This window comes from Pseudomonas sp. zfem005, from assembly GCF_032621735.1.
Taxonomy (GTDB): Bacteria; Pseudomonadota; Gammaproteobacteria; order Pseudomonadales; family Pseudomonadaceae; genus Metapseudomonas; species Metapseudomonas solani.
Genome location: NZ_JAVYJE010000007.1, coordinates 51,888 through 77,089 on the forward strand (window position 1 = coordinate 51,888; position 25,202 = coordinate 77,089).

Sequence of the window (25,202 nt, forward strand, 5' to 3'; positions counted from 1 at the left end):
GCGTGGAGGCGTCAGCAGATCTGGTTGCCCAGCAGCACCCGGCCGAAGCTGGCGCCTTCGGTCAGCGGGGTGATGGCGGTGATGTGGTCCAGGCGCAGGCGCTCGGGGCCGGCCTCGCCCTGGACGAGGAAGAACTCTTCCTTCGCCGGTGTGGTCTCGGTGTTCACCGCGCGGGCTTCCAGGCTGGCGCCGTCGTCCAGCTCGATCAGCAACTGGTAGCGGTGCAGGCAGGCGATCTCGATGAAGTCATAGAGTTCGCAGGACAGGGGCAGGTAGTGGCTCATCTCGGTCTCCTCGGGCGGGAGTCTCGATCCAGGGTTGCCGATCATCCTATACCCGTGGAGGCGTGCTGCCAGCCCACCTTTGTAAGGGCATGAAAAAGCCGGGCAATGGCCCGGCTTCTCGGCAACGCTGGCGCCTTACTGGGCGCCTTACTGGGCGCCTTCGACCTTGCGGCCGTCGACCGTGCCGTCCTTGAGCATGATCTGGTATTCCTTGCCGTCCTTCTCCACCTGGTTCAGGCGCACCAGCAGGTAGCCCCAGTCCTTGGCGAACCAGAGGGTGGTCTTGCGGTTGCTCTGGGTGGGGTCGCGCACGCGCTCGACCTTGATGGCATCGACCGTACCGGCCTTGGTCTCGACCTTCTCCTCGCCGAGGACGCGGAAGTCATAGGTCTCGACCTCGTCGCCGTCGATCACCTGGTAGCTCATGCTCTTCTTGCCGGCGGCGACATCGTGCTGCAGCACCAACTGGTAGGTGGACTTGTCCACCAGGCCACGGTTCAGGGGCACGCGCACCTGGTCGCCGCGATCGCTGCCGATCACCTGCTTCTGGCTCCAGTCGAAGTCCAGTTCGATCTGCTTGCTCTTGCCCAGGCCGCTGCGGTTGAAGCGGTAGGTCTGGGGCAGGAAGGCGTTGTTTTCCAGGCGGAATACGCTGGTTTCAGTCAGGCTGGCCACCAGCATGGAGGCCTCGAAATCCAGCTGCCAGCGGCCGTCGTCCAGCTTCTTCAGGCTGCGGCCGGCGGTGCCGCTGATGGGCATCGTCTTCCAGTCGGCGGTGTAGCTGGCCTCGAAGGGTTTCAGCTCGGCCGCGGTGACCGGCAAGGTGAACAGGGCGAGGAGCAACAACAGGGCACGACGCATCGGCAAAATCTCCTAGTTACGCAGTTGCTGCCCGCAGGGGGGCAGCGCTTGGCCATCCAGTAGCGCGCCTTGCTCGCCCAGGCTCAGGCGACCTTCGGCGAACCAGCGCATGGCCAGCGGGTAGATACGGTGTTCCTGCACATGCACCCGTCTGGCCAGGCTTTCCGGTGTGTCATCAGACTCTACCGGGATTACCGCCTGTACGACCAGAGGGCCCCCATCGAGTTCCTCGGTGACGAAGTGCACGCTGCAGCCATGCTCGGCATCACCGGCTTCCAGCGCGCGCTGGTGGGTGTGCAGGCCCTTGTGCAGGGGCAGCAGGGACGGGTGGATATTGAGCAGGCGGCCCTGGTAGTGACGTACGAAACCAGGGGTGAGGATGCGCATGAAGCCGGCCAGCAGCACCAGGCGCGGGGAATAAGCGTCGATGGCTGCGACCAGTGCCGCATCGAAGGCCTCGCGGCCTTCGTACTGCTTGTGGTCGAGCACCTGGGTGGCGATCCCCGCCTGGCGGGCGCGCTCCAGCCCGTAGGCATCGGCGCGGTTGGAAATCACCGCGCGGATGCGTGCCGGGCTGTCGGCTGTGGAGCTGCTGTCGATCAGGGCCTGGAGGTTGCTGCCGGAACCGGAGATCAGCACCACCACATCACAGCGGTCGGACATCAGTGGCTTTTCAGGTTGTTCAGGACGACGCGTTCGCTGCCTTCGACGCCAGCGGCGATCTGGCCGATGACCCAGGGTTGCTCGCCAGCGGCGCGCAGGGTTTCCAGGGCCACGTCGACCTGCTCGGGGGCGATGCAGATGACCATGCCGACGCCGCAGTTGAGTACTCGGTGCATCTCGTGCTCATCGACGTTGCCTTTTTCCTGCAGCCAGTCGAACACGGCCGGACGCTGCCAGCTGGCGACGTCGATCACCGCCTGGGCGCCTTCGGGCAGCACGCGCGGGATGTTCTCGGTGAGGCCACCGCCGGTGATGTGGGCCATGGCCTTCACCGCGCCGGTGTCCTTGATCAGCTTGAGCAGCGGCTTGACGTAGATGCGGGTCGGCGCCATCAGCAGGTCGGCCAGTGGCTTGCCGTCGAGTTGCACGCTCTCGATGTCGGCGCCGCTGACTTCGATGATCTTGCGGATCAGCGAGTAGCCGTTGGAGTGCGGGCCGGAGGAGGGCAGGGCGATCAGGGTGTCACCGGTGGCGACCTTGGAGCCGTCGATGATTTCGGCCTTTTCCACGACGCCGACGCAGAAGCCGGCCAGGTCGTAGTCTTCGCCTTCGTACATGCCGGGCATCTCGGCGGTCTCGCCGCCTACCAGGGAGCAGCCGGCCAGTTCGCAACCGGCACCGATGCCGGTGACCACGGTGGCAGCCACGTCGACGTTGAGCTTGCCGGTGGCGTAGTAGTCGAGGAAGAACAGCGGCTCGGCGCCGCAGACCACCAGGTCGTTCACGCACATGGCGACCAGGTCCTGGCCGATGCTGTCGTGCTTGTTCAGGTTCAGCGCCAGGCGCAGCTTGGTGCCGACGCCGTCGGTGCCGGAGACCAGCACGGGCTGCTTGTAGCCAGCCGGGATTTCGCAGAGGGCGCCGAAGCCACCCAGGCCGCCCATCACTTCAGGGCGCGCGGTGCGCTTGGCCACGCCTTTGATGCGTTCGACCAGGGCTTCGCCTGCGTCGATGTCCACACCGGCGTCCTTGTAGCTCAGGGAGGGTTGCTTGCTCATAAATCCAGGCCTATAGGGGAAATTCGAGGATCAACCGGCAAGTCTGGCTGCCGGTTTGCGAAGGCGCGCGATTTTATCAGGCTTGGCCCATAGCAGCCATCGGCAGCGGTCGGCGTTGGCGAAAAGCGTTCAAATAAGTGCTCGCCCGGCCCCCGGCCCGTTGCCCGTGAGGTTGGGCCTGTTTAAGGTATAGCCCTTCACTCGCGGCCAGCCGCCGCCCAACAGAATGTCGAGAGTCTTCAATGCGCCTGATCGCCCGCCTGCTCATGGTCTGCCTGCCGTTGTCCAGCCTGCCGGCCTTCGCCGAAACGGTCAGCGGCCTCTACCAGGTGCGCGAGCCCGTGGCTTCGCAGCAGCCGGCGGACCGTGACCAGGCCCTGAACCGCGCGCTGGAGACCCTGGTGATCCGCCTGGCCGGCGATGCCAAGGCGTTGGACAACCCGGCCCTGGCCGAGGCGCGCAAGAACCCGCAGCAATTGATCAGCCAGTTCGGCTACGAAGGCCAGTCCCTGCTGGTGGATTTCGACCCCGTGACCACCGAGCGCACCCTGCGTCAGGCCGGCGTACCGCTGTGGGGCGCCAACCGCCCAGCGATCCTTGGCTGGTGGCTGAACCAGAGCAGCGAAGGGGCCAGCCTGGTGGGCGATGCCCAGGAAGCCGCCAAGCCGCTGCGTGATGCCGCCCAACACCGCGGCCTGCCCCTGCGCCTGCCGCTGGCCGACCTCAGCGAGCAACTGGTGGCCACCCCGGAAGCCCTGGTGGCGACCGACCCCGAGGCACTGCGCCCGGCCTCCGAACGTTATTCCGCCGATGCCTTGCTCGCCGTGCTGGCCAGCGAAGCCGATGGCAAGTGGAAGGCGCAATGGCACCTGTGGCTGGGTGACAACCGCGACCAGGGCACCCTGGAAGCTGCTAACCAGGGCGCCCTGGCCGACGCCGTGCTGCTCGCCGTGAGCCAGCGCCTGGCGCCGCGTTTCGTGGTGGCGGCGGGTGTCGGCCAGAGCCAGATCCTGGAAGTGAAGGGCGCTGACCTTGCGCGCTACGCCGAACTGTCCCGCGCGCTGGAGCCGTTCGGCGCCCGCCTGGTGCAGGTCGAAGGCGATCTGTTGCGCTACCAGGTCAACGCCAGCAGCGAACAACTGCGTGCCCAACTGGCACTGAACGGTTTGCAGGAGTCGCCCGCCGAGGCCGCTCCGGTGGATGCCGGCCAGGCTCCGGCCACCCCGGGCGCTGCCCCTGCGCCGCAGGTGCAGCCGCGTGACCCGGTATTGCGATTCCACTGGTGAGGGCCCGGACGGCCACTCCCGTAACTCAAGGCTGAGGATTTCCCATGACCGATTCGCGTCGCTGGCTCTGGCTGGGGGGCGTCCTGCTTCTTTGCTGGCTGCTGTATCAGCTGCACCCCATTCTTTCCCCGTTCCTGGTGGGCATGCTGCTGGCCTACCTGGGCGACCCGCTGGTGGACCGGCTGGAGCGCCTGGGCCTGTCGCGCACCTGGGGCGTGGTGGCGGTATTCACCCTGTTCAGCCTGATCCTCCTGGCGTTGCTGCTGGTCCTCGTGCCCATGCTGGGTCGCCAGTTGGTGCGCCTCTATGAGCTGGCGCCGCAGATGCTCGACTGGCTGCAGAACAGCGCGCTGCCCTGGGTCCAGGCCAAGCTGGGGCTGCCCCAGGGCTTCTGGCGTTTCGACAAGCTCAAGGAAGTGATCAGCGGCCACCTAGGCCAGACCACCGATGTGGTCGGCGTGCTACTGGCCAGCGCCACCGCATCCGGGCTGGCGCTGGTGGGCTGGATCGGCAACCTGCTGCTGATCCCGGTGGTCGGCTTCTACCTGCTGCGTGACTGGGACCTGATGATGGCCAAGCTGCGCGGCCTGTTGCCACGCAACCGCGAGGGGTTGGTGCTGAAGCTGACGGGCGAATGCCATGAAGTGCTGGGTGCCTTCATTCGCGGCCAGCTGCTGGTGATGCTGGCGCTGGGCGTCATCTACTCCGTCGGGCTCATGGCCATCGGGCTGGACCTCGGCCTGCTGATCGGCCTGCTCGCCGGGCTGGCCAGCATCGTTCCCTACATGGGCTTCGTGGTCGGTTTCGGCTCTGCCGTGGCGGCCGCGCTGTTCCAGTTCGGCGGCTTCGATCTGTACCCGCTGATCGGCGTCGCGGTGGTGTTCGGCATCGGCCAATTGCTCGAAGGCATGCTGCTGACGCCGCTGCTGGTGGGCGATCGCATCGGCCTACATCCGGTGGCGGTGATCTTCGCCATACTCGCTGGTGGCCAGTTGTTTGGCTTCACCGGCGTGCTGCTGGCGCTGCCTGTTGCAGCGGTGATCATGGTTTTGCTGCGTCATGCTCATGATTTATATAAACTTTCCCAACTTTACGGAGAGACCGGCAGCGGTTCCGACGAACCCAGCGATTCGGCATGAAACCCATTCAGCTTCCCCTCGGCATTCGCCTGCGTGACGACGCGACCTTTGCCAACTACTACCCCGGCGCCAACGCCGCGGCGCTCGGCTATGTCGAGCGCCTCTGCGAGGCCGATGCCGGCTGGACCGAAAGCCTGATCTACCTGTGGGGCGGGGAGGGTGTTGGGCGCAGCCACTTGCAGCAGGCGGCGTGCCTGCGCTTCGAGCAGCGTGGCGAGCAGGCGGTCTATCTGCCCCTGGCGGAGCTGGCGCAATACGGGACGGCGATCCTCGACAACCTTGAGCAGTGCGAGCTGGTCTGCCTCGATGACCTCGACGCGGTCGTCGGTCGCGCGGATTGGGAAGAGGCGCTGTTCCACCTGTTCAACCGCCTGCGCGATTCCGGCCGCAAGCTGCTGCTGGCGGCCAATACCGCGCCGCGCGGGTTGCCGGTGAAGCTGCCGGATTTGAAATCACGCCTGACCCTGGCGCTGATCTTCCAGCTGCAGTCGCTGTCCGACGAGGACAAGCTGCGCGCCCTGCAACTGCGCGCCTCGCGCCGTGGCCTGCACCTGACCGACGAGGTCGGGCGTTTCATCCTCACCCGCGGGTCACGCAGCATGAGCGCCCTGTTCGAATTGCTCGAACGTCTCGATCAGGCCTCCCTGCAGGCCCAGCGCAAGCTCACCATTCCCTTCCTCAAGGAAACCCTGGGCTGGTGAGCCCGGCGCGGCTCACGGCCGCGCCGTTTTGCATTTCCCTTCAGCTTTCCCCGGCCAGCTTGCGGTTGTACTGGAAGCGCCAGCGCGTGTAGAGCAGCGCGGCGCAGAACAGCAGCAGGCTGAGCCCGCCCATCAGCCAGCCGAACAGTGCGCGGTTCGGGTCGGTGGCCGCCAGCACGCCCTGGATGAAGTACAGGTTGATCACGAAGCAGGCCCAGGCATGGGCGCGGGCGTTGCCGAGGACCATGCCCGGCGCCAGCAGCGCCAGCGGCAGCAGCTCGATGCTCAGCACCACCCAGGGGCGGGCGCCGTTGAGTTCGGCGTAGACCAGGGTCCAGACCACCAGCAGCAGGGCCAGGCCGAAGAAGGCGAACAGGCTCAGGGCGCGGCTGATGGCCAGGCGCGGGGCAAGCCAGCTCAGTTCGGGGAGGATCTTGGGTTGCTTAGCCACGGGGGTTCTCCAGGCGGATCGCAGTCGTCGCCAGGCGTTGGCCCAGGGCGCGGCAAAGGGTGATTTCCTGTTCGTCGAGGGCGCGCTTGCCGTCGGCTCCGGCGTAGTGGCTGGGGCCGTAGGGCGTGCCGCCACCGCTGGTGGAAAGCAGGGCAGGCTCACTGTAGGGCAGGCCGGTGATCAGCATGCCGTGGTGCAGCAGCGGCAGCAGCATGGACAGCAGGGTGCTTTCCTGGCCGCCGTGCAGGCTGGCGGTGGAGGTGAAGACGCCAGCGGGTTTGCCCACCAGTTCACCGCTGAGCCAGAGGCTGCTGGTGCCGTCGAGGAAGTATTTGAGCGCGGCGGCCATGTTGCCGAAGCGGGTCGGGCTGCCGAGGGCCAGGCCGGCGCAGTTCTTCAGGTCGTCGAGGCTGGCGTAGAGCGGGCCGTCGGCGGGAATGTCGCTGGCGACCGCCTCGCATTCGGTGGAGACGGCGGGCACGGTACGCAGGCGCGCCTCCATGCCACCCAGTTCCACGCCCCGGGCGATCTGTCGGGCCATCTGCTCGGTGGCGCCATGGCGGCTGTAGTAGAGAACCAGGATGTAGGGCGCGCTCAAGGCAGGATCTCCAGGATCTTCTCCGGCGGGCGACCGATCACGGCCTTGTCGCCCACCACCAGGATGGGGCGCTCGATCAGCTTGGGGTGAGCGCTCATGGCGGCGACCAGTGCGGCGTCATCGAGGCCGGCGTCGTCCAGGCCGAGGCTCTTGTATTCGTCCTCGCCGGTGCGCAGCAGTTGGCGCGCGCCGATGCCGAGGCGGCTGAGCAGGGTTTCGATTTCGGCGACGCTGGGTGGGGTTTCCAGGTAGCGCACGACATGCGGTACGAGGCCGCGTGCTTCGAGCAGTTCCAGGGCGCCGCGTGATTTCGAGCAGCGGGGATTGTGATACAGCGTCATTTCGGTCATGGCGGGGGTCGCAAGGCCTTGTGGGAGGCGGCTATTCTAACCGCGTCCGGGCGCAGGTCTGAACCTTGCGTGTCGAGTCGGCCAGCGGACAGGGCACCCAGCAACTAAGGAGATGGAATGCGCCAACGCATCAAAGACGTGGAAGAGTTCTGGCGCTTCCTGTTGCATCGCTTTCTCAGTGACCACGGCATGAACAGCGCAGCCGCGCTGACCTATACCAGCCTGTTTGCGGTGGTGCCGATCATGACCGTGACCTTCACCATGCTCTCGGCGATTCCGGCCTTCCAGGGCATGGGCGAGCAGATCCAGCGCTTCATTTTTCATAACTTCGTGCCCTCAAGTGGCGAGGCGGTGCAGGAGTACCTGCAAGGCTTCACCCTGCAGGCCCGGCACCTGACCTGGGTGGGCGTGGCGCTGCTGGCGGTGACCGCCTTCACCATGCTGGTGACCATCGAGAAGGCGTTCAACACCATCTGGCGGGTGCGCCAGCCGCGCCGGGGCGTTTCCAGCTTCCTGCTGTACTGGGCGATCCTCAGCCTGGGGCCGCTGCTGCTGGGCACGGGCTTCGCGGTGAGCACCTACATCACCTCGCTGTCGCTGCTTTCCAGCCTCAACGAGATTGCCGGTACCCGCATCCTGCTGGGCTTCACGCCGCTGCTGTTCAACGTCGCGGCCTTCACCTTGCTGTATGCGGCGGTGCCCAATGCCCGGGTGCCGATCCGCCATGCGCTGATCGGTGGCGCCTTCACGGCCCTGCTGTTCGAGTCCGCCAAGGCGCTGTTCGGGCTCTATGTGAGCTTTTTCCCGGGGTACCAGTTGATCTACGGCGCCTTCGCTACCGTGCCGTTGTTCCTGCTGTGGGTCTATGTGTCCTGGGTGATCGTGCTCTTCGGTGCGGAACTGGTGTGCAACCTGGCCGGTTCGCGCCATTGGCGACGTCGGCAGATGCCGCGCCTGCTGTCCCTGATGGGCATCCTGCGGGTGATGCATGACCGCCAGATCCGCGGCCTGCCGGCACGGCACCTGGATGTGCAGCGTGCCGGTTGGCTGCTGCCGGAGGACGAGTGGCTGGAGTTCATGGAGCTGCTCGAAGGCCAGCACCTGGTCTGTCGGGTGGGCGGGGGCTCCTGGGTGCTTTCCCGTGACCTGAACAGCTACAGCCTGCATCAGTTGCTCAGCCACTGTCCCTGGCCGTTGCCGCGCCCGGCGCAACTGCCGGAGCACCTCGACGAAGCCTGGTACCCGCCGCTGAAGGCTGCCCTGGAGGCCTTGCAGCAGGAGCAGCAGGCGCTGTTCGACGGCAGCCTGGCGGGCTGGTTGCGGCCTGCATCGGAGTGACAAAAAAGGGCAGTTTGCGGCATATTGCCAGCTGTCATTTCCGTCTCTACCTGGCGCCAGAGCCAGAAAGCGCGGGGAGGTGGAAAATGGCACGTTTCTGGCAATCTCAGGGAGAGTTTGCTGTCACTCTGCCATTAGGCAGGGATAAGCCAAGGAAAGAAGTGTTCTATGAGTAAGGCCAAGGGCAAAGTTGTCCATCTCCATGAGCGTGATCCGCAGGAGGCGCTCGAGCGCCTGAACCGGATCACCGGCCTGCAGTTCTCGCAATGGCCCGAATCCCTGGTTCCCCCCGCGCCCGTACCCGAAGCCCGTCGGGAAGAGGACCAGGAGCCGCCAACCCCCAGCAATGGCGCTGCTCGCGCCTGAGTGAAAATGAAAAACCCCGCGACAGGCGCGGGGTTTTCGTATTCAGCCCTTGTGGCCGATCAGGCGAGCGCCTGGCGGCTGTCCGCTCCGGCCTGCTCGACGGCCTGGACGAAGAGTTCTTCCACCAGCAGGCCTTGCACGGTGACCGCCGATTTGAGGCGCACCTGCATGTCTTCGATCTTGTGCTTCACGGGCATGCGGGCGATGCCTGAGAGCAGGATCTTGCCGTGGGCGTTGACCTTGCCGTGGTCCACCGCGACTTCGCGACGGATTTCGCCATCGCGGTAGCTGACCAGCAGCGATACCGGCAGGGTGGCTAGGCCAGGCAACTGCAGCCAGGCGGCAATATTGAATTCGGCGACCCGGCCCTCGTAGGGGGTCACGATCGGGCGTGCCGCCTCGACGATGCGGGACGGCACGGGGCCGATCAGCTTGTCTTGATTCTGGGACATTAGGGGGGTTTCCAGGCTGATAGCGGAACGTTCGTACGGTTAGTGCGGGGAATTATAGGGAGGGTGCCCGGATGAAACTGTGCGCTTCGCCGATGAGCGGCGTGACCCGTCTCGCACTTTCGCCGATCAGGCCATTTTCAGCGGATAGCGCGCGACCATGGCGGTGCTGAGGTTGGGCTCGGGCAGCGGCAGGATGGCCTGGTTGTGCACGCTGGCGAGCTGCAGCCATAGGTGTTCGCCCCCCACGAACTGATCCTTGGGCAGCCACAGGCCGTGATGCCAGCCATTTCCAGGGGCCGGGGTGCTTTGCAGCACGCCGGGGTGGGTCTGCGAGTTGGGGGCCCGGCGCAGCCAGACCGGCCGTGGCAGGCCCTTGAGGTAGCGCAGGCCGAGATGCAGGCCTTCCTGGTTGGTGTGCCGCCAGCGCACCAGTGCCAGGGTCGGCGTGCCACTGTTGAGCAGCAGGGTCAGTTGGCCTACCGGCAGTTGCGCGCCCTGGTCGGCGTGGCACAGCAGCCGGGCGCCACCGGCGCTGGAGTCGAGCATCTGCGCATCCAGGCTGGCCGGGCGTTGCGCCAGCAATTGGGCGTGGATGGCGGGCAGGCCCACCACCATGCTGCAGGAGCCTTCGTATTCGGTACGCGGATGACGTCGCTGCTGGCGGCCCAGCCAGTTCTGCCGCACACGCTCGAGCAGTTCGTGCTCGGCGCTGCTTTGCAGGGGCGCGGGTTCATGCAGGGCGATCAGCAGGGGGCCCAGTTCCAGGCGACGCAGGTAGGGGCCGGCGATGATGCTGTCGAGGCGGTCCTGGGGCACATAGGGTTGCGCCTCGGTGAGGTCGATCGTTGCACCGTCGCTATCGTCTTCCTGATCCCAGGGCAGCAGGTGCGCCAGGCCGGCCAGGGGCGCAAGGGCGCCGAACAGCAGCGTGCATTCGCCTTCGGTGAGGTGGAAGGGGTTGCTCAGGGCTAGCAGCAGCACCTGCTGGTAGAGGCCGCGCAGGGTGCTGGCGGGCACCGGGCGGAAGGCTGCGGCGACCGGCTCGTCCAGGCATTCCTGGTGCTCGCCGATCCAGAACAGCAGATGGCTGTCGCGCCACAGCGAGCCGGGCGGCTCCTGGTAGTGCTGGTAGTGGCGCATCAGCGTCTGCGCGATGAAATGCTGGGCCATGTACAGGCACCATGCCAGGTGCGGTCGGGAAGGCTGTCGACCCTGGAGTATCTGCAGCAGCAGGCGCTTGAAGCCGGCGGCCAGTTCGCTGCACAGGCGCAGGAACAGCATCGGCGGCAGGGCGCCCTGTTCATAGGCCGTGGCGTAGTGGCGGTATTCCTCGCTGAAGCTTTGCAGCGCCCGTTGCCTTTCGAGTAAGGTCACCGCACTCCGGTTCAGTCGGAACAATCGCCCGAGCACCTCCTGCAGCGCGCCATCCTGGGGCTGCAGGCGCGCTTCGGCGAGGAACTGGTTCAGGCCCGCCAGGATAGGGGTGTCCTCTTCGAGGATGTCCGGCACTTCCAGGCACAGGGCATCCAGCGTCATATCAACCCTGCGTACACGAGGATCGATTGCATGGGATCACGACTCCAGGCTGTTTTCGGGGCGCTCATTCTCATGGGTGCCGGGCTGTTGCTGGGAGGTTGTTCGGATGACGTCGGCCTCGATCAGCATGGACAGAAGGTAGCGACTGACGGCCTCGAAAACCAGTGGTTGGTGATTAATTACTGGGCGGAGTGGTGCGGGCCCTGTCGTACCGAGATTCCCGAGCTCAACGCCCTGGCCGGGCAGCTCAAGGGTGGCAGTGCGCGGGTGCTGGGCGTCAACTTCGACGGCCTGCAGGGGGCCGAGCTGGAAAAAGCTGCCCAGCAGATGGGCATCGACTTCACCGTGCTCGCCCAGGACCCGGCCGAGCGCTACAAATTGCCGCGCAGCGAGGCGCTGCCGGTGACCTATATCATTGACCCCCAGGGCCAGGTGCGTGAGCGCCTGATGGGCGAACAGACCGCTGCCGGGCTTTCCGGGCACTTGACCAGACTGAAGGAAGGAAAGTAAGCATGGCGCGCATCTGCCTGCACGGTTATGTCAGCGGCAAGGTCCAGGGCGTGTGTTTCCGCCAGTCGACCCAGGAGGAGGCGGACCGCCTCGATCTGGACGGTTGGGTGCGTAACCTTGCGGATGGTCGCGTCGAGGTGCTGTTCGAAGGCGAGGAGGGCGCGGTTCGCGAGCTGGCCGCCTGGCTCGAGCAAGGCCCGAGCGGGGCGAAGGTCGATGCGGTGGAACTGACGGAGCAACCCTTGCAGGGTATCGCCGGGTTCATCGTGCGGCGCTAGGTCAGGGGCGCACGTACCAGATGTCCTGCCAGAGCCCGACCACCTTGGCCGGGTACCAGTTCTCGCCGAGGCTGCCGTTGTAGCGGGCCAGAGCCCGGTTGATATCGCCCCGTTCCTTCTTCAGGTAGTAGCTGAGAATGGTGCAGCCGTAGCGCAGGTTGGTGGCGTTGTCGGTGAGGTTGTCCTGGGGGCGGCCCAGTTCGGCTTTCCAGAAGGGCATCACCTGCATCATTCCCTGCGCGCCTACGGATGAGATGGCGAAGCGATCGAAGCGGCTTTCAGCATGGATCAGCGCCAGTACCAGGTCAGGCCTGAGCCCGGCCTTGCTGGCTTCGTGGTGCACCAGCCTGAGCAGGTCGAGGCGCTGCGCCGGGTCGGGCACGTAGCGTTTCAGGCGGGTGGACATGTCGAGCAGCCAGACTTCGGCGTCGAAACGGTCGCCGAAGCTATCGGCCTCGGCCACCGTGTGTTGCAGCAGTTCCCGCAGCTCGGGTTCCGGCGCCTGGCGCAGATTGCCGGAGGCGGGCAGGGCCAGCGCCAGCAGGCCGCTCAGGAGCAGGGTTCGCCAGGGCGCGGGCACGGGGTGGCTCAGTCGCTTTCGCCAGGATCGGCTGCCAGGCGGCCGGCGTCCTTCATCAGCGCCTTGAGGAATTCCTGCTGCAGCTCGGGGTCATTGCGGGTCAGTTCGATCAGGCTTTGTTCGAGCTCGCTGGCTTCCTCTTCCAGGCCCAGCTCGGACAGGCGTTTGACCCGGTGCACCCATTGCGGCACCTCGTCGTCTTCGAGGTCTTCGAAGATCAGCGCATGGGCTTCCTGCAGTTTGCTGCGCAGGCTGCGGCTGACCATCAGCGTGGCTTCGGCGCGAGTGGTGTCCAGCGGGTCTTCGACGCTGAGCAGGAGCTTGCCGATGCGGCTGGTGTCCTGTTCGGCGAAGGGGCCATCGAGCAGGTTCAGGCGCAGCACGCCGTGGCGGTCGGTGAGCAGTTCATTGCTCTGCTTGCCGGCGGTCACCAGTACCGGGCGTTCGGCCCAGGGCAGGCTGGAGTATTCGACGCGCTTGTCGCGCTGCTGCTCGTCGAGGCTGGCCAGGTTCTGCTCGGAGCGGCCATTGGACTCGACGTTCATGAAGGGGTTGAGCCCGGCGAAGCCGTAGCTGATCCAGTCCTTGGTGGCGGTATCGGGCAGGCTGCCGAGAAGCACCACGTTGAGTACGTTGGCGCCGACGCCTGCCACTACCGCTACTGCGCCCAGCGGTACTTCATAGAGTTCGCGCCAGGGTTGGTAGGGCGTGTAGCGGTCGTAGCGGCGGGTGACCTCGAACTCGGTCACCTCGAAGGTCTTCTGCTCGTTCACGCGCACGCGGCGCTGCGGCAGTTCCAGCACGCGGGGCTCGCCGACGTCGATCTGCAGCTCATGGTTGAGCAGCTTGCGCTCGACGCGCTCCTCGTGTTCCGCCCGCTGGGGCAGGTGGTTGGCGCAGCCGCTGAGGAAGAGGGCGCCGCCAAGGGCGGCGCCGGTGAGGCGGATGGAACTACGCTTGAACATTTCTTCTCGATCAGCGACGGACGCGGGCTGTGATATAGGACAGAACCTCGTCGACGGCGACAGCCTGGCTGTCGGTCTCGCGGCGGTTCTTGTATTCCAGGTTGCCTTCGGCCAGGCCGCGCTCGCTCACCACGATGCGGTGGGGGATGCCGATCAGTTCCATGTCGGCGAACTTCACGCCGGGGCTGGTCTTCTTGTCACGGTCGTCCAGCAGCACCTCGATGCCAGCGGCAGTGAGCTCGGCATAGAGCTTGTCGGTGGCTTCCTTGACGGCGGGCGTTTCGTACTTGAGCGGTACCAGGGCAACCTGGAAGGGCGCCAGGGCGTCCGGCCAGAGGATGCCGCGTTCGTCGTAGCTCTGTTCGATGGCGGCGGCGACCACGCGGGATACGCCGATGCCGTAGCAGCCCATGATCAGGGTGACGGGTTTGCCGTTCTCGCCCAGTACGCTGAGGTTCATCGCTTCGCTGTACTTGGTGCCGAGCTGGAAGATATGACCCACTTCGATGCCGCGCTTGATCACCAGGGTGCCCTTGCCGTCGGGGCTCGGGTCGCCGGCGACGACGTTGCGCAGGTCGGCGATTTCCGGAACGGCCAGGTCGCGTTCCCAGTTCACGCCGAAGTAGTGCTTGTCATCGATGTTGGCGCCGATGGCGAAGTCGCTCATCAGGGCCACGGAGCGGTCGATGATGCAGGGCATGGGCAGGTTCAGCGGGCCCAGGGAGCCGGCGCCGGCGCCGATGGCGGCACGCAGTTCCTCTTCGCTGGCGAAAACCAGGGGGCTGGCGACCAGGGCCTGGTTGGCAGCCTTGATTTCGTTCAGCTCGTGGTCGCCGCGGACGATCAGGGCGACCAGGGTGCCTTCTTCGGCGCCGTGCACGACCAGGGTCTTGATGGTCTTCTCGATGGCCAGGCCGAAGTTCTCGACCAAGGCAGCGATAGTCTTGGTGTCGGGGGTGTCCACCAGGCGCAGTTCCTCGGTGGCGGCGCCACGGGAGGTTTCGCGCGGTACGGCTTCGGCCTTCTCGATGTTGGCCGCGTAGTCGGAGCTGTCGCTGAAGACGATGTCGTCCTCGCCCGAGTCGGCGAGCACGTGGAATTCATGGGAGCCGCTGCCACCGATGGAGCCGTTGTCGGCCTGCACGGGGCGGAAGTTCAGGCCCAGGCGGGTGAACACCTTGCAGTAGGCGCCGTACATGACGTCGTAGGTGTCCTGCAGGGATTCCTGGGAGGCGTGGAAGGAGTAAGCGTCCTTCATGATGAATTCGCGGCCGCGCATCAGGCCGAAGCGCGGACGGATCTCGTCACGGAACTTGGTCTGCACCTGGTACATGTTGATGGGCAGCTGGCGGTAGCTGTTCAGCTCGTTGCGCGCGAGGTCGGTGATGACTTCCTCGTGGGTCGGGCCGACGCAGAACTCGCGACCATGGCGGTCCTTCAGGCGCAGCAGCTCGGGGCCGTACTGTTCCCAGCGGCCGGATTCCTGCCAGAGTTCGGCGGGCTGGATGGCCGGCATCAGCACTTCGAGGGCGCCTGCGGCGTTCATTTCCTCGCGCACCACGGCTTCGGCCTTGCGCAGCGCGCGCAGCCCCATCGGCAACCAGGTGTAGAGACCGGAGGCCAGCTTGCGGATCATGCCCGCGCGCAGCAGCAGCTGATGACTGATCACCACCGCGTCGGTGGGGGTTTCCTTCAGGGTGGAGAGCAGGTACTGACTGGTACGCATGTTTGGCCGTTTCGTCGGTTGCGATGGGTTTTATAGGCTCGGCATTGTACGGCGCTCGTTGGGGCGCGTACAGGTTGCGGCCCGGTAATCGGCAAGGGGAGAGGTGATGGGCGGTTTGAGTGCAAAACAGGTGGAGGCGCTGATCCGCCAGGGCGTGCCCATGGCCGAGGACATCGATCTGCGCATCGAGCGCCTCGACGAAGCGGGTGCACTGGCGCGGGTCCCCTTCCAGCCCAAATTGGTGCGGCCGGGCGGCACCCTGTCCGGCCCGACCATCATGGCGCTGGCTGATGCGGCGATGTATGCAGTGGTGCTCGGCAGGTTGGGGCGGGTGGAGATGGCGGTGACCAGCAACCTCAACATCAACTTCCTGGCGCGGCCGCAGGCTGTGGATCTGCTCGCTGATGCGCGGATACTCAGGTTGAGCAGAAGGCAGGCGGTGTGCGAAGTGTCGTTGTATTCACAAGGCGGGGAAGATGAGCTGGTGGCACATGTAACGGGGACTTATGCATTGCCAATCTGACTGAGGCGACAACTTTTATTTGGTAATAACAATCAACTCCGTATGTATAGGCATCTATATAAAGAAAGAGCCCGGCATAAGCCGGGCTCTTTTGTATCGAAGTAACAGCTGGGCCTGTGTTACAGGATGTCCAGCGGGTACTCGGTGATGACGCGAACTTCGTCCACAGCGCTGCTGCCGCTAGAGTAGAAGCCGCCCATGTCGTTGTTGGCGCGCCAGGTGGAGTGACGGATGCGGACAGAAAGGTCCTTGGCCGGGCCGTCCTGGACTACGTACTTGGCTTCCAGGTTGCGTTCCCACTCTTTGCCGTCTTCACCGAACGCACCAGCGTAGGCGCCATTCGGATCGGCTTTGGTGCCGTCTGCATCGGAACCGGTGATGTAGCGAGCCATGAAGCTCAGGCCCGGAACGCCAAGGGTGGCCATGTTCAGGTCATAGCGCAGTTGCCAGGACTTCTCGCCCGGGGCGTTGAAGTCGGAGTACTGCACGGAGTTGGCCAGGAAGATGGAGTCGCCAGAGTTGCCGCCATCCATGCCGATGTAATCGAACGGTTCGTCGCCATTAACGCGCTGGTGAGCAAGGGTCAGCTTGTGAGCACCGATCGAGTAAGAGGCTGCGAGGGAGAATGCAGTGTTCTCGATCTCGCCAGCTTTCGACTGGCCTTCGTCGAGGGTGCGGTAGATGTTGAAGTCGAAGCCCAGAGCCTGGTCATCAGACAGGGGGATGCTGTAGTTGGCGTTGGCGTAGTACTGGCGATAGATATCTTCCAGCTCTGCACCGTAAAGGCTAACGGACAGCTGATCAGAGATTGCGTAAGTGCCACCTACGTAATCCGCGCTCTTAGCGTCGATTGCGCCGCCATAAGCCAGGGTGATGTCGCCGTCTTTGTTGGTAGACAGGCTGCCGTCACGAATCGAGGTGAAGTGGCCGGCGTCGAGGGTCAGGCCTTCGAGCTCGCTGCTGAGGATCTGGAAGCCTTCAGCGGAGCCGGGGAACAGGCGAGCCGTGCCAGTAGCAAAAACTGGAGCAGTCGGAATCAGGTTGCCGTATTTCAGTTCGGTGTTGGATACGCGAACTTTTACAGCACCGCCAGCGTAGGAGTAATCGTCTTGAGCCTTGCCGTCGCTGCCGATCGGCATCAGGCCGGTACCGGAGGTGCCACCACCGCTGTTGAGCTTGATGCCCAGCGCGCCGTGAGCATCGACGCCGAAGCCGACGGTACCTTGGGTATAACCCGACTGGTAGTTGGCGAGGATGCCGTGGGCCCACTCGTTACGGTAGTTCTGATTGGTAGCACTGCCGCCGTTGTTTACGCCATTGTTGCGGAAGTCGCGGTAGAAGGCGTAGTTCTTGTTCAGAACGGACAGCTTGCTGTCTTCAACGAAGCCCTTGGATTCGTCCTGGGCGCTGGCGAATGCCAGTTGGGTGGTACCGGCGGTCACGGCCAGGGCCAGTGCGCTCCACTTCATCACTTGCATTGTGATTGCTCCTTTGGTTTTTGAAGATTCTCGCCGCTTTCTTATATGTTGAAGGCGGTTCTTTCTTTTTGTGTCGGCGCTAACTTATAGCACGACGTCTATGTTGGCGATAGTTCAACTCTATTCCTTACGAATTCTTCACGGCCATGTCGCAAATTCAGTGTGAGCATGTCGCATATTCGTAGTTTTCGCCTTGCAATCCCTTCGTTTCGTATTTTTATGCGGTCTGGGCGGGCACTTAGCACAACTAAGCCTGCACTTCCGTCCTACATTCACTGCACGCTGCTGATGGCTGTTTGACAGCCTGTTGCCGGCACTTCGAAGGCGGGGTACGGGCAATTGCAGGTGCCTGCTACGACCTTGTTCCCTCTAAAGCAACAAGCGTGCTCAAAGTGGGTCCTTTGCCTGGAAATTTTGCCGCAGTGTGGCGGATGGCTCGTTCGGGGCGGGCCGGTGTTGCCCGGCGGCTCTGCCGTGCAGCCTGTCAGCCTGGGGGATGGCGGGTGTTCTCATGCTTTCCGGGGGTTGCGGTGTGGCGTTGGCTTCGCTAGGGCCATGCCCCGTGATGGGGCGAGTGTGGCGTGGGGTAACGGTCTTTGACTCTGTGTGCGATTTTGGTGCGTTGCGGTAACCGCTGCGCACTTTCAGGACGCAGGGCGCCAGCATGCGTGCGCCTCCTTATATAGAAGGGCTTACGGTTCCGCCGGAATCTTTCCTTGGGTATCCTGCGCGCCGTTTCCTGTCTCGCGCTGTTTTGTCTGTCGCCGGGGCGGGATTAAGCTTGGGTTACACCCGGAAGAACAGGAGAGGTCGTTATGTTCGCCCTGGATCAGAGACTGCAGCAGGATTGCCTGCAGGTCGGAGATTTCCCGCTGTGCCGTCTGCTACTGATGAATGACGTGCACTACCCCTGGTTCATTCTCGTGCCCCGTCGTGAGGACGTCAGCGAGCTGTTCCAGCTCGATGCTGATGACCAACTGCGCCTGTGGAGCGAAACCACTCGCCTGGCGGAGGTGCTCAAGGACAGCTTCGGCGCCGACAAGATGAACGTCGCCACCTTGGGCAACGTGGTCAGCCAACTGCATATGCATGTGATCGCGCGTCGTCGTGAAGATGCCGCCTGGCCCGCTCCGGTGTGGGGGCGGCATCCAGCGCAGCCCTATACGGCGGAGCAGGTCGACGAGGTGATGGCCAAGCTGCGCCTGGTGCTTACCGATGATTTCCGTTTCGCTGAGGTTCAGCCATGAGTCTGGAGGAGCGCATCAACGAACTGGAAACCCGCCTGGCGTTCCAGGACGACACCATCCAGGCGCTCAACGATGTGCTGGTCATGCAGCAGCGGGTCGTGGAGCGTTTGCAGCTGCAACTGGCTGCCTTGGCCAAGCGCCAGGAGGAACTGATCGGGCAGTTTGGTGGCGGTGGTGATGACGACGTGCCGCCCCCCCACTATTGAATCGAGTGCATGAAAAAGCCCGCCATCTGGCGGGCTTTTCTTTGGTGGCTGACTTAGCGGCGGCCAGGCAGTGCGGCGATAACGTCTTCGGCTTGCAGGCCCTTGTCGCGTTGCATGACGGAGAACTCGACGCGCTGTCCTTCGATCAGGACGCGGTGGCCTTCGCCGCGGATGGCGCGGAAGTGCACGAAGATGTCATCGCCCGAGTCGCGGGAGATGAAGCCGAAGCCCTTGGAGGTGTTGAACCACTTGACCGTGCCGGTCTCGCGGTTGGACATGTCCTGGGGCAGGGGGGCGGCCTGGGTGACCTTGCGCAGGTTGATCGCCAGGTGCAGCAGCACGGCGGCGATGGCGGTCAGCAGGCTGAGGAGAATGGCCGGCTGGTTGCCGATGGTGGACAGCGGTGCGAGCAGGTTCAGGGTCTGCAGGACCACGGCCAGGACCAGCAGGGCGGATACGACGCCTTGCAATTGGTTGCGCAGGCCCTTGGCCCAGGCCGGTACGACGGGCGCGAGCAGCAGGTTGAGCAGGCCGAGCAGTGCCAGATAAAGGGCATCGGGTTGTTGCAGGTAGGGCAGGGCGTCGGTGCGCAGGCTAGGGACGAAGGACAACAGGAGCGCAGCAGCGCCCGTCAGCAGATGGACGATCTTCAACATATTCAATGGACTCACCTTGATAACGCTCGCGTCGGAAGGACCATCCGGGTAGCGGTTCCGGTTTACGGAAGGCTGATCTGGGGGTCGTTTCCGGGCCTCGGCAACTTGAGGCCGGGAGCACCGGGCCGTATTTAACAGCAAAGAGGAGGGCTACTCAAATCAAGCGGTTAGCGCCGCTTCCGGGGCTTGGGGGTGGACCTGATTGCGGCCGTTGCGCTTGGCCTGGTAGAGGGCGTCGTCCGCCCGGGTGAGCAGGCTTTCCAGGTTGTCGCCGGGCTCTGCCAGGGCCAGGCCGAAGCTGGCGGTGATGGTGTCGAGGACCTGGTCGGTACGGCGCACCTTGACCCGCAGCGACTGGAACTTCAGGCGCAGGTTTTCGGCGAATTGGTGAGCGGTGGCCAGATCGTAGCAGTCCCGCAGTACTACGCAGAACTCTTCGCCGCCATAGCGGGCCGCCATGGCACGGGGGGGGAGCAGTTCGCGGAGCAACTGGCCGACGTGCTGCAGCACCCGGTCACCCAGGGGGTGGCCGAAGTGATCGTTGAACTGCTTGAAGTGGTCGATATCCAGCATCACCAGGGCCAGCCCGTCGTGGCTGTTGGCCAGTGCCTGTTCCAGCAGGCGGGTGAAGGCGTGGCGGTTGAACACCTGGGTGAGGCTGTCCAGGGTGGCGGCCATCTGGGCTTTTTCCAGTTGGTTGCGCAGGTTCTGGATCTCCGATTGGGCGGCGCGCAGTCGATAGAGGAACTGTTCCTGCTGCTCTTGCATCAATTGGGTGCTCTGTTGCAGCTCGCCAAGGACACCGGGCAGGTCGTCGATGATCGGGTCATGCAGGGCGGCGAGGCCGAGGGTCAGGCTGTGCTGGTAGGCGGTGCTGCCGACAACGCTGCGGGTAACGCCGGATTCGATGTCATCCACCAGTTCGATGACCTGCTGTTGCCCGGCGCGGGCGGCGTCCAGCTCGCCACGGATGATGTAGTCGCGGTACAGCTTGATCGCGGATTCCGGGGGGAAGCTGTCGAAGTCCTTGACGATCTTGTCGAGGCGCCGGTTGAGGTCGGGCTCCAGGCCTTTGCTGTAGGTGTACCAGAGGGCGTAGTGCACCGGATTCGGCGGAATGTCGTGGCGCACCATGAGGGGTACCGCCTGCTTGAGCAACTCGGCTGCTTCGCGGGTTTCTTCAGGGAACAGCTCGATGAGCAGGGGTGGTTTCGGCGGCTGACTCATTCGCGTCACTGTGTCGGGAGCGGATTGCCAGAGCATAGTTCAGGCAGGCTTTTGCGCATAGCGAAAGGCCCGGAGAACCGGGCCTTTGCTGGAGATTTTCCGTGATCAGCTGGCGAGCAGGCTACGCAGCATCCAGGCGGTCTTTTCATGGACCTGCATGCGCTGGGTCAGCAGGTCGGCGGTCGGCTCGTCGCTGACCTTGTCCAGCAGTGGGAAGATGCCGCGGGCGGTGCGTACAACGGCTTCCTGGCCCTGCACCAGTTGGCGGATCATGTCTTCGGAAGCGGGTACGCCTTCTTCTTCCTTGATCGACGACAGGCGCGCATAAGAGGCGTAGGTGCCTGGTGCCGGGAAGCCCAGGGCGCGAATGCGCTCGGCGATGGAGTCCACGGCCAGTGCCAGTTCGGTGTACTGCCCTTCGAACATCAGGTGCAGGGTGTTGAACATCGGCCCGGTGACGTTCCAGTGGAAGTTGTGGGTCTTGAGGTAGAGGGTGTAGGTGTCCGCCAGCAAGCGGGACAGGCCCTCGGCGATAGCTGCGCGATCCTGTTCGGCGATTCCGATATTGATTTCCATGCCTTTACTCCTCTCAGTGGCCAGGGCCTGGCTAGGGCCCGTGATGCGGCAGAGCCTAGCATAGAGCGCCCCATGGTCTGCCTTGGCTTATATCAATCGTTGCGATGCGTTGAGGCTATCGGCCGTCGATAACGTCAGCGACGGCCGAGCAGTTTCGCCAGGATTCGCGGGTAGCTGGCCGGCAGCAGCCGCTGGATGCGGTCGAGCAGGCGGGCGTCGGCGCCGATCAGGATGCGCGGGTGCTGCCGACGAATGCCGTCGAGTATCACCCGGGCGGCTTCGTCGGGTGTGGTGCGGGCCACCTTGTCGAACTGCGCTGCTGCACGGGCGGCGTCCTGGCGGCCGTCGGGCCCCTGGTAGAAGCGTGCGGCCTTGGCGATATTGGTGCGGATGCCGCCGGGGTGCACGCAGGCGGCTTTCACTCCCGTGTGCGCCAGCTCCTGGCGCAGGGCCTCGGTGAAGCCGCGGACGGCGAACTTGCTGGCGTTGTAGGCGCCCTGGGTGGGCAGGCTGATGATGCCGAAAATGCTGGAGACGTTGACGATCTGCCCTTCGTTGTTCTTCAGCAGGTGCGGCAGGAAGGCCTTGGTGCCGTGTACCACGCCCCAGAAGTTGATGTTCATGATCCATTCGAAGTCGTCGTAGCGCAGCTCCGCGATCGTTTGCGAAAGGGCGACGCCGGCATTGTTGATCACCAGTTGCACGCTGCCGTGGGCGGCCAGCACCTCGTCGGCGAAGGCGTAGACAGCCGCGCGTTCGGCGACATCCAGCAGGTGGGTGGTGATCTTCAGCCCGTCGCGCTGCAGTTCACTGGCCACCTGGCTGAGGTTTTCCCGGTCAAGGTCGGCCAGCGCCAAGTGGCAGCCTTCGGCGGCCAGTTGGTGAGCCAGTGCGCGGCCGATGCCTGATCCTGCTCCCGTCACCACTGCGACTTTCCCTGCTAGCGCCTGCATCTGGACTCCTTGTTGGTTCTGCCCCGTCACGGGTGGCCGGGCTGCGTGGGCAGCTTAGTCAGGGGGCGAGGGGGCGACAACCGAATCAAAGGTGGGCGAGGGCGGGGTCTTCCTGCAGGCAGAGGTTGAACATATTGACCCAGTAGGCGCTGAACTGGCTGCCGCCTAGGCCGTTGATCTCCAGGATGGCGCGCAGCAGTGGGCGTTTGCTCAGTGTCTGGTGGGCACGCTCATGGGTGCGGGCGTCGAAGGTGTCGACGATGTCGAGGATCAGTGCGCCGGGGCTGATCTCCGTTTCATGCAGGCCCTTGGGGTAGCCGCTGCCGTCGGCGTGCTCCTGGTGCTGCAGGATGATCTCGGCGGCGTCTTCCCATTGCGGCATGCGCTTGAGTAGTTCCGCCCCCATGCGCGGGTGGGATTGCATGCGCCGGCGCTCGTCATGGTTGAGTGGCTCCTGCTTGTGCAGCAGCTCCAGCGGTAGCAGCGCCATGCCCAGGTCGTGCAGGCACACGGCTGCGGCCAACTGGCGGGGCGATACGGGGCGCCCGGCGCGCTCGTTCATCGCCAGGGCGAGTTCCAGCTGGCGCTGGCCACGGCCCAGCCAGAAGCGCGAGCGGTTCTCCGCCGCCAGCATCAGCTCGGCGAAGAACCGCAGGTCGGGTTCGTCTTCCAGGCCGTGGCGGGCCAGGGGGCCAGTGTTCTTCGCTTCGGGTTCGGGGGGCAGCAGGCGCGTGCTCGGGTCCAGGCGATGCAGCAGCGCGCTGCGCAGTTCCGCCTGGCGCTGTTCGGGGGCATTGGCCAGTGCCTTGAGGGCTTTGCTCAGTGGGCGGATGTCCTCCGGCTCGCGGTTGTCGCCCTTCAGCGCCTGTTCGATCTGCAGGCGCAGGCGGTCCTGCAGCAGGAGCAGGATGTCGCCCAGCAGGCTGTCGAACACCAGGGTGCCTTCGCGCAATTGGGCGAGCACATCCTCCAGGGCCTGGGGCAGGGTGTTCAGCCGGTCCAGCCCGACGTAGCCGAGGTTGCCCTTGAGCGTGTGCACCAGGCGGAACAGCTCGCGCAGGCGCTCGTCGTCGTCGGGATGGCGCTCGAGTTCGATCAGCAGGTGCTCGCAGCGGGAGAACTGCTCGCGTGTCTCCTGGCGGAAGTCGTCCAGCAGGTCCGTGGTGATGTCGACGGGGCGAGGCGTGGCCATGGATGGTCCTCCACCGGCTTGGGCCCTTCAGTATAGAGAGGCTTCCGGCGGGCGGCTGCGCGGTGTCGATTAACCATATATAATCCGCCCCTTTGCCACCGGTCCCCGGCCAGCGGCAGTGTGGTCCCGATGCCCGGCGGCGATTCGCAGCCCGTTCGCGGTCATCGACGGCACGCACACTGGCGGCCCGACGAATTCAAGACTCAAGAGAAGCGAAACACGACCATGATGCGCAGCCACTATTGCGGCCAACTGAACGAGAGCCTGGACGGCCAGGAAATCACCCTTTGCGGCTGGGTCCACCGTCGCCGTGACCATGGCGGGGTCATCTTCCTCGACATCCGTGATCGTGAAGGCCTGGCCCAGGTGGTGTTCGACCCGGACCGCGCCGAGACCTTCGCCAAGGCTGACCGCGTGCGCAGCGAATACGTCGTCAAGATCACCGGCAAGGTGCGTCCGCGCCCGGCCGGTGCGGTCAACGCCAACATGGCGTCCGGCGGTATCGAGGTGCTGGGCTATGAGCTCGAAGTCCTCAACCAGGCCGAGACCCCGCCCTTCCCGCTGGACGAATACTCCGACGTGGGCGAAGAGACCCGCCTGCGCTACCGCTTCATCGACCTGCGTCGCCCGGAAATGGCCGCCAAGCTGAAGCTGCGCGCGCGCATCACCAGCAGCATCCGCCGCTACCTGGACGAGAACGGCTTCCTCGACGTCGAGACGCCGATCCTCGGTCGCCCGACCCCGGAAGGTGCGCGTGACTACCTGGTGCCGAGCCGCACCTACCCGGGCAATTTCTTCGCCCTGCCGCAATCGCCCCAGCTGTTCAAGCAGCTGCTGATGGTTGCCGGCTTCGATCGCTACTATCAGATCGCCAAGTGCTTCCGCGACGAAGACCTGCGTGCCGACCGTCAGCCGGAATTCACCCAGATCGACATCGAAACCAGCTTCCTCGACGAGAGCGACATCATCGCCATCACCGAGAAGATGGTTCGCCAGCTGTTCAAGGAAGTCCTCGACGTCGAGTTCGACGAGTTCCCGCACATGCCCTTCGAAGAAGCCATGCGCCGCTACGGCTCGGACAAGCCCGACCTGCGCATCCCGCTGGAACTGGTGGACGTTGCCGACCAGCTGAAAGACGTTGAATTCAAGGTCTTCTCCGGCCCGGCCAACGACCCGAAAGGCCGTGTCGCCGCACTGCGCGTTCCGGGCGGGGCGAGCATGCCGCGCAAGCAGATCGATGACTACACCAAGTTCGTAGGCATCTACGGTGCCAAGGGCCTGGCCTACATCAAGGTCAACGAGCGCGCCAACGGCATCGACGGCCTGCAGTCGCCGATCGTCAAGAACATTGCCGAGCCGAACCTCAACGTGATCCTCGATCGCGTCGGTGCGGTCGATGGTGACATCGTGTTCTTCGGCGCCGACAAGGCCAAGGTCGTCTGCGACGCCCTGGGTGCCCTGCGCATCAAGGTCGGCCATGACCTCAACCTGCTCACCAAGGAGTGGGCGCCGATGTGGGTCGTCGACTTCCCGATGTTCGAAGAGAACGACGACGGCAGCCTGACCTCGCTGCACCACCCGTTCACCGCACCCAAGTGCAGCCCGGAAGAGCTGGAGGCCAACCCGGCCGGCAAGCTGTCCCGTGCCTATGACATGGTACTCAACGGCACCGAACTGGGTGGCGGTTCGATCCGTATCCACGACAAGGCCATGCAGCAGGCCGTATTCCGCGTATTGGGCATCGACGATGCCGAGCAGGAAGAGAAGTTCGGCTTCCTCCTCGATGCGCTGAAGTACGGTGCCCCGCCGCACGGTGGTCTGGCCTTCGGCCTGGATCGCCTGGTCATGCTGATGACCGGTGCTGCGTCGATTCGCGAAGTGATCGCCTTCCCGAAAACCCAGAGCGCCGGCGACGTCATGACCCAGGCTCCGGGCAGCGTGGATGGCAAGGCACTGCGCGAACTGCACATCCGCCTGCGCGAACAGCCCAAGGCCGAGTAAA

Annotated in this window: 29 protein-coding genes and 1 pseudogene; 11 read left to right on the plus strand and 19 right to left on the minus strand. The window is 64.6% G+C overall.

The annotated features are described in order from the left end of the window. Positions 1-11: 11 nt before the first annotated feature. The 4 genes from RTW82_RS16280 to purM form a co-directional block, all read right to left on the minus strand. On the minus strand, positions 12-284 hold the full coding sequence (locus tag RTW82_RS16280; RefSeq protein WP_021221456.1) for a Rho-binding antiterminator: 273 nt from the start codon (positions 282-284) through the stop codon (positions 12-14). A gap of 147 nt (positions 285-431) precedes the next feature. After that, positions 432-1,145 carry a DUF3108 domain-containing protein gene (locus tag RTW82_RS16285; protein WP_043243121.1) on the minus strand — a complete coding sequence of 238 codons (714 nt, stop codon included), beginning with the start codon at positions 1,143-1,145 and terminating at the stop codon, positions 432-434. 12 nt (positions 1,146-1,157) lie between these two features. Continuing rightward, a complete protein-coding gene (purN, locus tag RTW82_RS16290; RefSeq protein WP_316925724.1) occupies positions 1,158-1,808 on the minus strand; it encodes a phosphoribosylglycinamide formyltransferase in 651 nt (216 codons plus the stop codon). After that, on the minus strand, positions 1,808-2,866 hold the full coding sequence (gene purM / locus RTW82_RS16295) for a phosphoribosylformylglycinamidine cyclo-ligase (RefSeq protein ID WP_021221453.1): 1,059 nt from the start codon (positions 2,864-2,866) through the stop codon (positions 1,808-1,810). The genes purN and purM overlap by 1 nt, the downstream gene beginning before the upstream one ends. A gap of 242 nt (positions 2,867-3,108) precedes the next feature. On the opposite strand from purM, the gene RTW82_RS16300 reads away from it, so the two are divergent. Genes RTW82_RS16300 through hda form a run of 3 tightly spaced genes read left to right on the plus strand, consistent with a single transcriptional unit; the run spans position 3,109 to position 5,992 of the window. Continuing rightward, complete coding sequence (locus RTW82_RS16300; RefSeq protein ID WP_316925725.1) at positions 3,109-4,152, plus strand: DUF2066 domain-containing protein; 1,044 nt, start codon at positions 3,109-3,111, stop codon at positions 4,150-4,152. A 44-nt stretch (positions 4,153-4,196) separates the two neighbouring features. After that, complete coding sequence (locus tag RTW82_RS16305) at positions 4,197-5,291, plus strand: AI-2E family transporter (RefSeq protein WP_316925726.1); 1,095 nt, start codon at positions 4,197-4,199, stop codon at positions 5,289-5,291. Beyond that, the gene (hda, locus tag RTW82_RS16310; RefSeq protein WP_021221450.1) at positions 5,288-5,992 is read left to right on the plus strand and encodes a DnaA regulatory inactivator Hda; all 705 of its coding nucleotides are present in this window, start codon (positions 5,288-5,290) and stop codon (positions 5,990-5,992) included. The genes RTW82_RS16305 and hda overlap by 4 nt, the downstream gene beginning before the upstream one ends. 40 nt (positions 5,993-6,032) lie before the next feature. Here hda and RTW82_RS16315 read toward each other — a convergent pair whose 3' ends face one another. Genes RTW82_RS16315 through arsC form a run of 3 tightly spaced genes read right to left on the minus strand, consistent with a single transcriptional unit; the run spans position 6,033 to position 7,391 of the window. After that, on the minus strand, positions 6,033-6,443 hold the full coding sequence (locus tag RTW82_RS16315) for a DUF2069 domain-containing protein (protein ID WP_021221449.1): 411 nt from the start codon (positions 6,441-6,443) through the stop codon (positions 6,033-6,035). Further along, positions 6,436-7,041: an NAD(P)H:quinone oxidoreductase gene (gene wrbA, locus RTW82_RS16320; RefSeq protein WP_316925727.1), complete on the minus strand. Its 606-nt coding sequence runs from the start codon at positions 7,039-7,041 to the stop codon at positions 6,436-6,438. The genes RTW82_RS16315 and wrbA overlap by 8 nt, the downstream gene beginning before the upstream one ends. Then, on the minus strand, positions 7,038-7,391 hold the full coding sequence (arsC, locus tag RTW82_RS16325) for an arsenate reductase (glutaredoxin) (protein ID WP_021221447.1): 354 nt from the start codon (positions 7,389-7,391) through the stop codon (positions 7,038-7,040). The genes wrbA and arsC overlap by 4 nt, the downstream gene beginning before the upstream one ends. Positions 7,392-7,508: 117 nt before the next feature. Between arsC and RTW82_RS16330 the strand changes: the two genes are divergently transcribed. Together RTW82_RS16330 and RTW82_RS16335 are read left to right on the plus strand one after the other, a co-directional pair. Next, positions 7,509-8,729 (plus strand): YihY family inner membrane protein, encoded by a 1,221-nt coding sequence (locus RTW82_RS16330; RefSeq protein WP_316925728.1) that lies wholly within the window; start codon positions 7,509-7,511, stop codon positions 8,727-8,729. A 168-nt stretch (positions 8,730-8,897) separates the two neighbouring features. Beyond that, on the plus strand, positions 8,898-9,095 hold the full coding sequence (locus RTW82_RS16335) for a hypothetical protein (protein WP_021221445.1): 198 nt from the start codon (positions 8,898-8,900) through the stop codon (positions 9,093-9,095). Positions 9,096-9,154: 59 nt separating this feature from the next. Here RTW82_RS16335 and RTW82_RS16340 read toward each other — a convergent pair whose 3' ends face one another. Both RTW82_RS16340 and RTW82_RS16345 read right to left on the minus strand, forming a co-directional pair. Next, positions 9,155-9,547, minus strand: a complete 393-nt coding sequence (locus RTW82_RS16340) for a hypothetical protein (protein ID WP_021221444.1) — start codon at positions 9,545-9,547, stop codon at positions 9,155-9,157. A 126-nt stretch (positions 9,548-9,673) separates the two neighbouring features. After that, positions 9,674-11,083 (minus strand): PilZ domain-containing protein, encoded by a 1,410-nt coding sequence (locus RTW82_RS16345; RefSeq protein ID WP_316925729.1) that lies wholly within the window; start codon positions 11,081-11,083, stop codon positions 9,674-9,676. Between the two features lie 30 nt (positions 11,084-11,113). Between RTW82_RS16345 and RTW82_RS16350 the strand changes: the two genes are divergently transcribed. Together RTW82_RS16350 and RTW82_RS16355 are read left to right on the plus strand one after the other, a co-directional pair. After that, complete coding sequence (locus tag RTW82_RS16350) at positions 11,114-11,593, plus strand: TlpA disulfide reductase family protein (RefSeq protein ID WP_043243114.1); 480 nt, start codon at positions 11,114-11,116, stop codon at positions 11,591-11,593. Positions 11,594-11,595: 2 nt separating this feature from the next. Further along, entirely contained in the window at positions 11,596-11,871 is a 276-nt protein-coding gene (locus tag RTW82_RS16355; protein ID WP_316925730.1) for an acylphosphatase, read from the plus strand. A gap of 1 nt (position 11,872) precedes the next feature. Here the strand turns inward: RTW82_RS16355 and RTW82_RS16360 are convergent, their stop codons facing one another. The 3 genes from RTW82_RS16360 to RTW82_RS16370 are packed head-to-tail and all read right to left on the minus strand — an operon-like array spanning position 11,873 to position 15,142. After that, the gene (locus RTW82_RS16360) at positions 11,873-12,451 is read right to left on the minus strand and encodes a lytic transglycosylase domain-containing protein (RefSeq protein WP_021221440.1); all 579 of its coding nucleotides are present in this window, start codon (positions 12,449-12,451) and stop codon (positions 11,873-11,875) included. Between the two features lie 8 nt (positions 12,452-12,459). Continuing rightward, positions 12,460-13,416, minus strand: coding sequence for a hypothetical protein (locus RTW82_RS16365; RefSeq protein ID WP_316925731.1), 957 nt, complete (start codon positions 13,414-13,416; stop codon positions 12,460-12,462). A gap of 10 nt (positions 13,417-13,426) precedes the next feature. Then, positions 13,427-15,142, minus strand: a complete 1,716-nt coding sequence (locus tag RTW82_RS16370; protein ID WP_021221438.1) for a proline--tRNA ligase — start codon at positions 15,140-15,142, stop codon at positions 13,427-13,429. Positions 15,143-15,257: 115 nt separating this feature from the next. Between RTW82_RS16370 and RTW82_RS16375 the strand changes: the two genes are divergently transcribed. After that, positions 15,258-15,665 carry a PaaI family thioesterase gene (locus tag RTW82_RS16375; RefSeq protein ID WP_184488102.1) on the plus strand — a complete coding sequence of 136 codons (408 nt, stop codon included), beginning with the start codon at positions 15,258-15,260 and terminating at the stop codon, positions 15,663-15,665. A 119-nt stretch (positions 15,666-15,784) separates the two neighbouring features. Here RTW82_RS16375 and RTW82_RS16380 read toward each other — a convergent pair whose 3' ends face one another. Beyond that, positions 15,785-17,143 (minus strand): OprD family porin, encoded by a 1,359-nt coding sequence (locus RTW82_RS16380; RefSeq protein ID WP_043243107.1) that lies wholly within the window; start codon positions 17,141-17,143, stop codon positions 15,785-15,787. Positions 17,144-17,958: 815 nt separating this feature from the next. Between RTW82_RS16380 and RTW82_RS16385 the strand changes: the two genes are divergently transcribed. Together RTW82_RS16385 and RTW82_RS16390 are read left to right on the plus strand one after the other, a co-directional pair. Then, positions 17,959-18,390, plus strand: a complete 432-nt coding sequence (locus RTW82_RS16385) for an HIT family protein (RefSeq protein ID WP_021221435.1) — start codon at positions 17,959-17,961, stop codon at positions 18,388-18,390. After that, positions 18,387-18,596 (plus strand): SlyX family protein, encoded by a 210-nt coding sequence (locus RTW82_RS16390; protein ID WP_021221434.1) that lies wholly within the window; start codon positions 18,387-18,389, stop codon positions 18,594-18,596. The genes RTW82_RS16385 and RTW82_RS16390 overlap by 4 nt, the downstream gene beginning before the upstream one ends. A 53-nt stretch (positions 18,597-18,649) precedes the next feature. Here the strand turns inward: RTW82_RS16390 and RTW82_RS16395 are convergent, their stop codons facing one another. The 6 genes and pseudogenes from RTW82_RS16395 to RTW82_RS16420 all read right to left on the minus strand — a co-directional run bounded on the left by RTW82_RS16395 (position 18,650) and on the right by RTW82_RS16420 (position 23,200). Next, positions 18,650-18,874 (minus strand): cold shock domain-containing protein, encoded by a 225-nt coding sequence (locus RTW82_RS16395; RefSeq protein ID WP_164488216.1) that lies wholly within the window; start codon positions 18,872-18,874, stop codon positions 18,650-18,652. 54 nt (positions 18,875-18,928) lie between these two features. Further along, positions 18,929-19,252: pseudogene (locus RTW82_RS16400) on the minus strand (cold shock domain-containing protein membrane protein); the annotation flags it as partial. Positions 19,253-19,411: 159 nt separating this feature from the next. Then, a complete protein-coding gene (locus RTW82_RS16405; protein ID WP_316925732.1) occupies positions 19,412-20,479 on the minus strand; it encodes a GGDEF domain-containing protein in 1,068 nt (355 codons plus the stop codon). Between the two features lie 105 nt (positions 20,480-20,584). Beyond that, positions 20,585-21,055, minus strand: coding sequence for a Dps family protein (locus RTW82_RS16410; RefSeq protein WP_021221431.1), 471 nt, complete (start codon positions 21,053-21,055; stop codon positions 20,585-20,587). A 134-nt stretch (positions 21,056-21,189) separates the two neighbouring features. Next, the gene (locus RTW82_RS16415) at positions 21,190-22,008 is read right to left on the minus strand and encodes an SDR family oxidoreductase (RefSeq protein WP_316925733.1); all 819 of its coding nucleotides are present in this window, start codon (positions 22,006-22,008) and stop codon (positions 21,190-21,192) included. Between the two features lie 85 nt (positions 22,009-22,093). Further along, entirely contained in the window at positions 22,094-23,200 is a 1,107-nt protein-coding gene (locus tag RTW82_RS16420) for an HD domain-containing phosphohydrolase (RefSeq protein WP_316925734.1), read from the minus strand. 225 nt (positions 23,201-23,425) lie between these two features. On the opposite strand from RTW82_RS16420, the gene aspS reads away from it, so the two are divergent. Next, positions 23,426-25,201, plus strand: coding sequence for an aspartate--tRNA ligase (gene aspS / locus RTW82_RS16425; RefSeq protein WP_263399930.1), 1,776 nt, complete (start codon positions 23,426-23,428; stop codon positions 25,199-25,201). The last annotated feature ends 1 nt before the right edge of the window (position 25,202 follow it).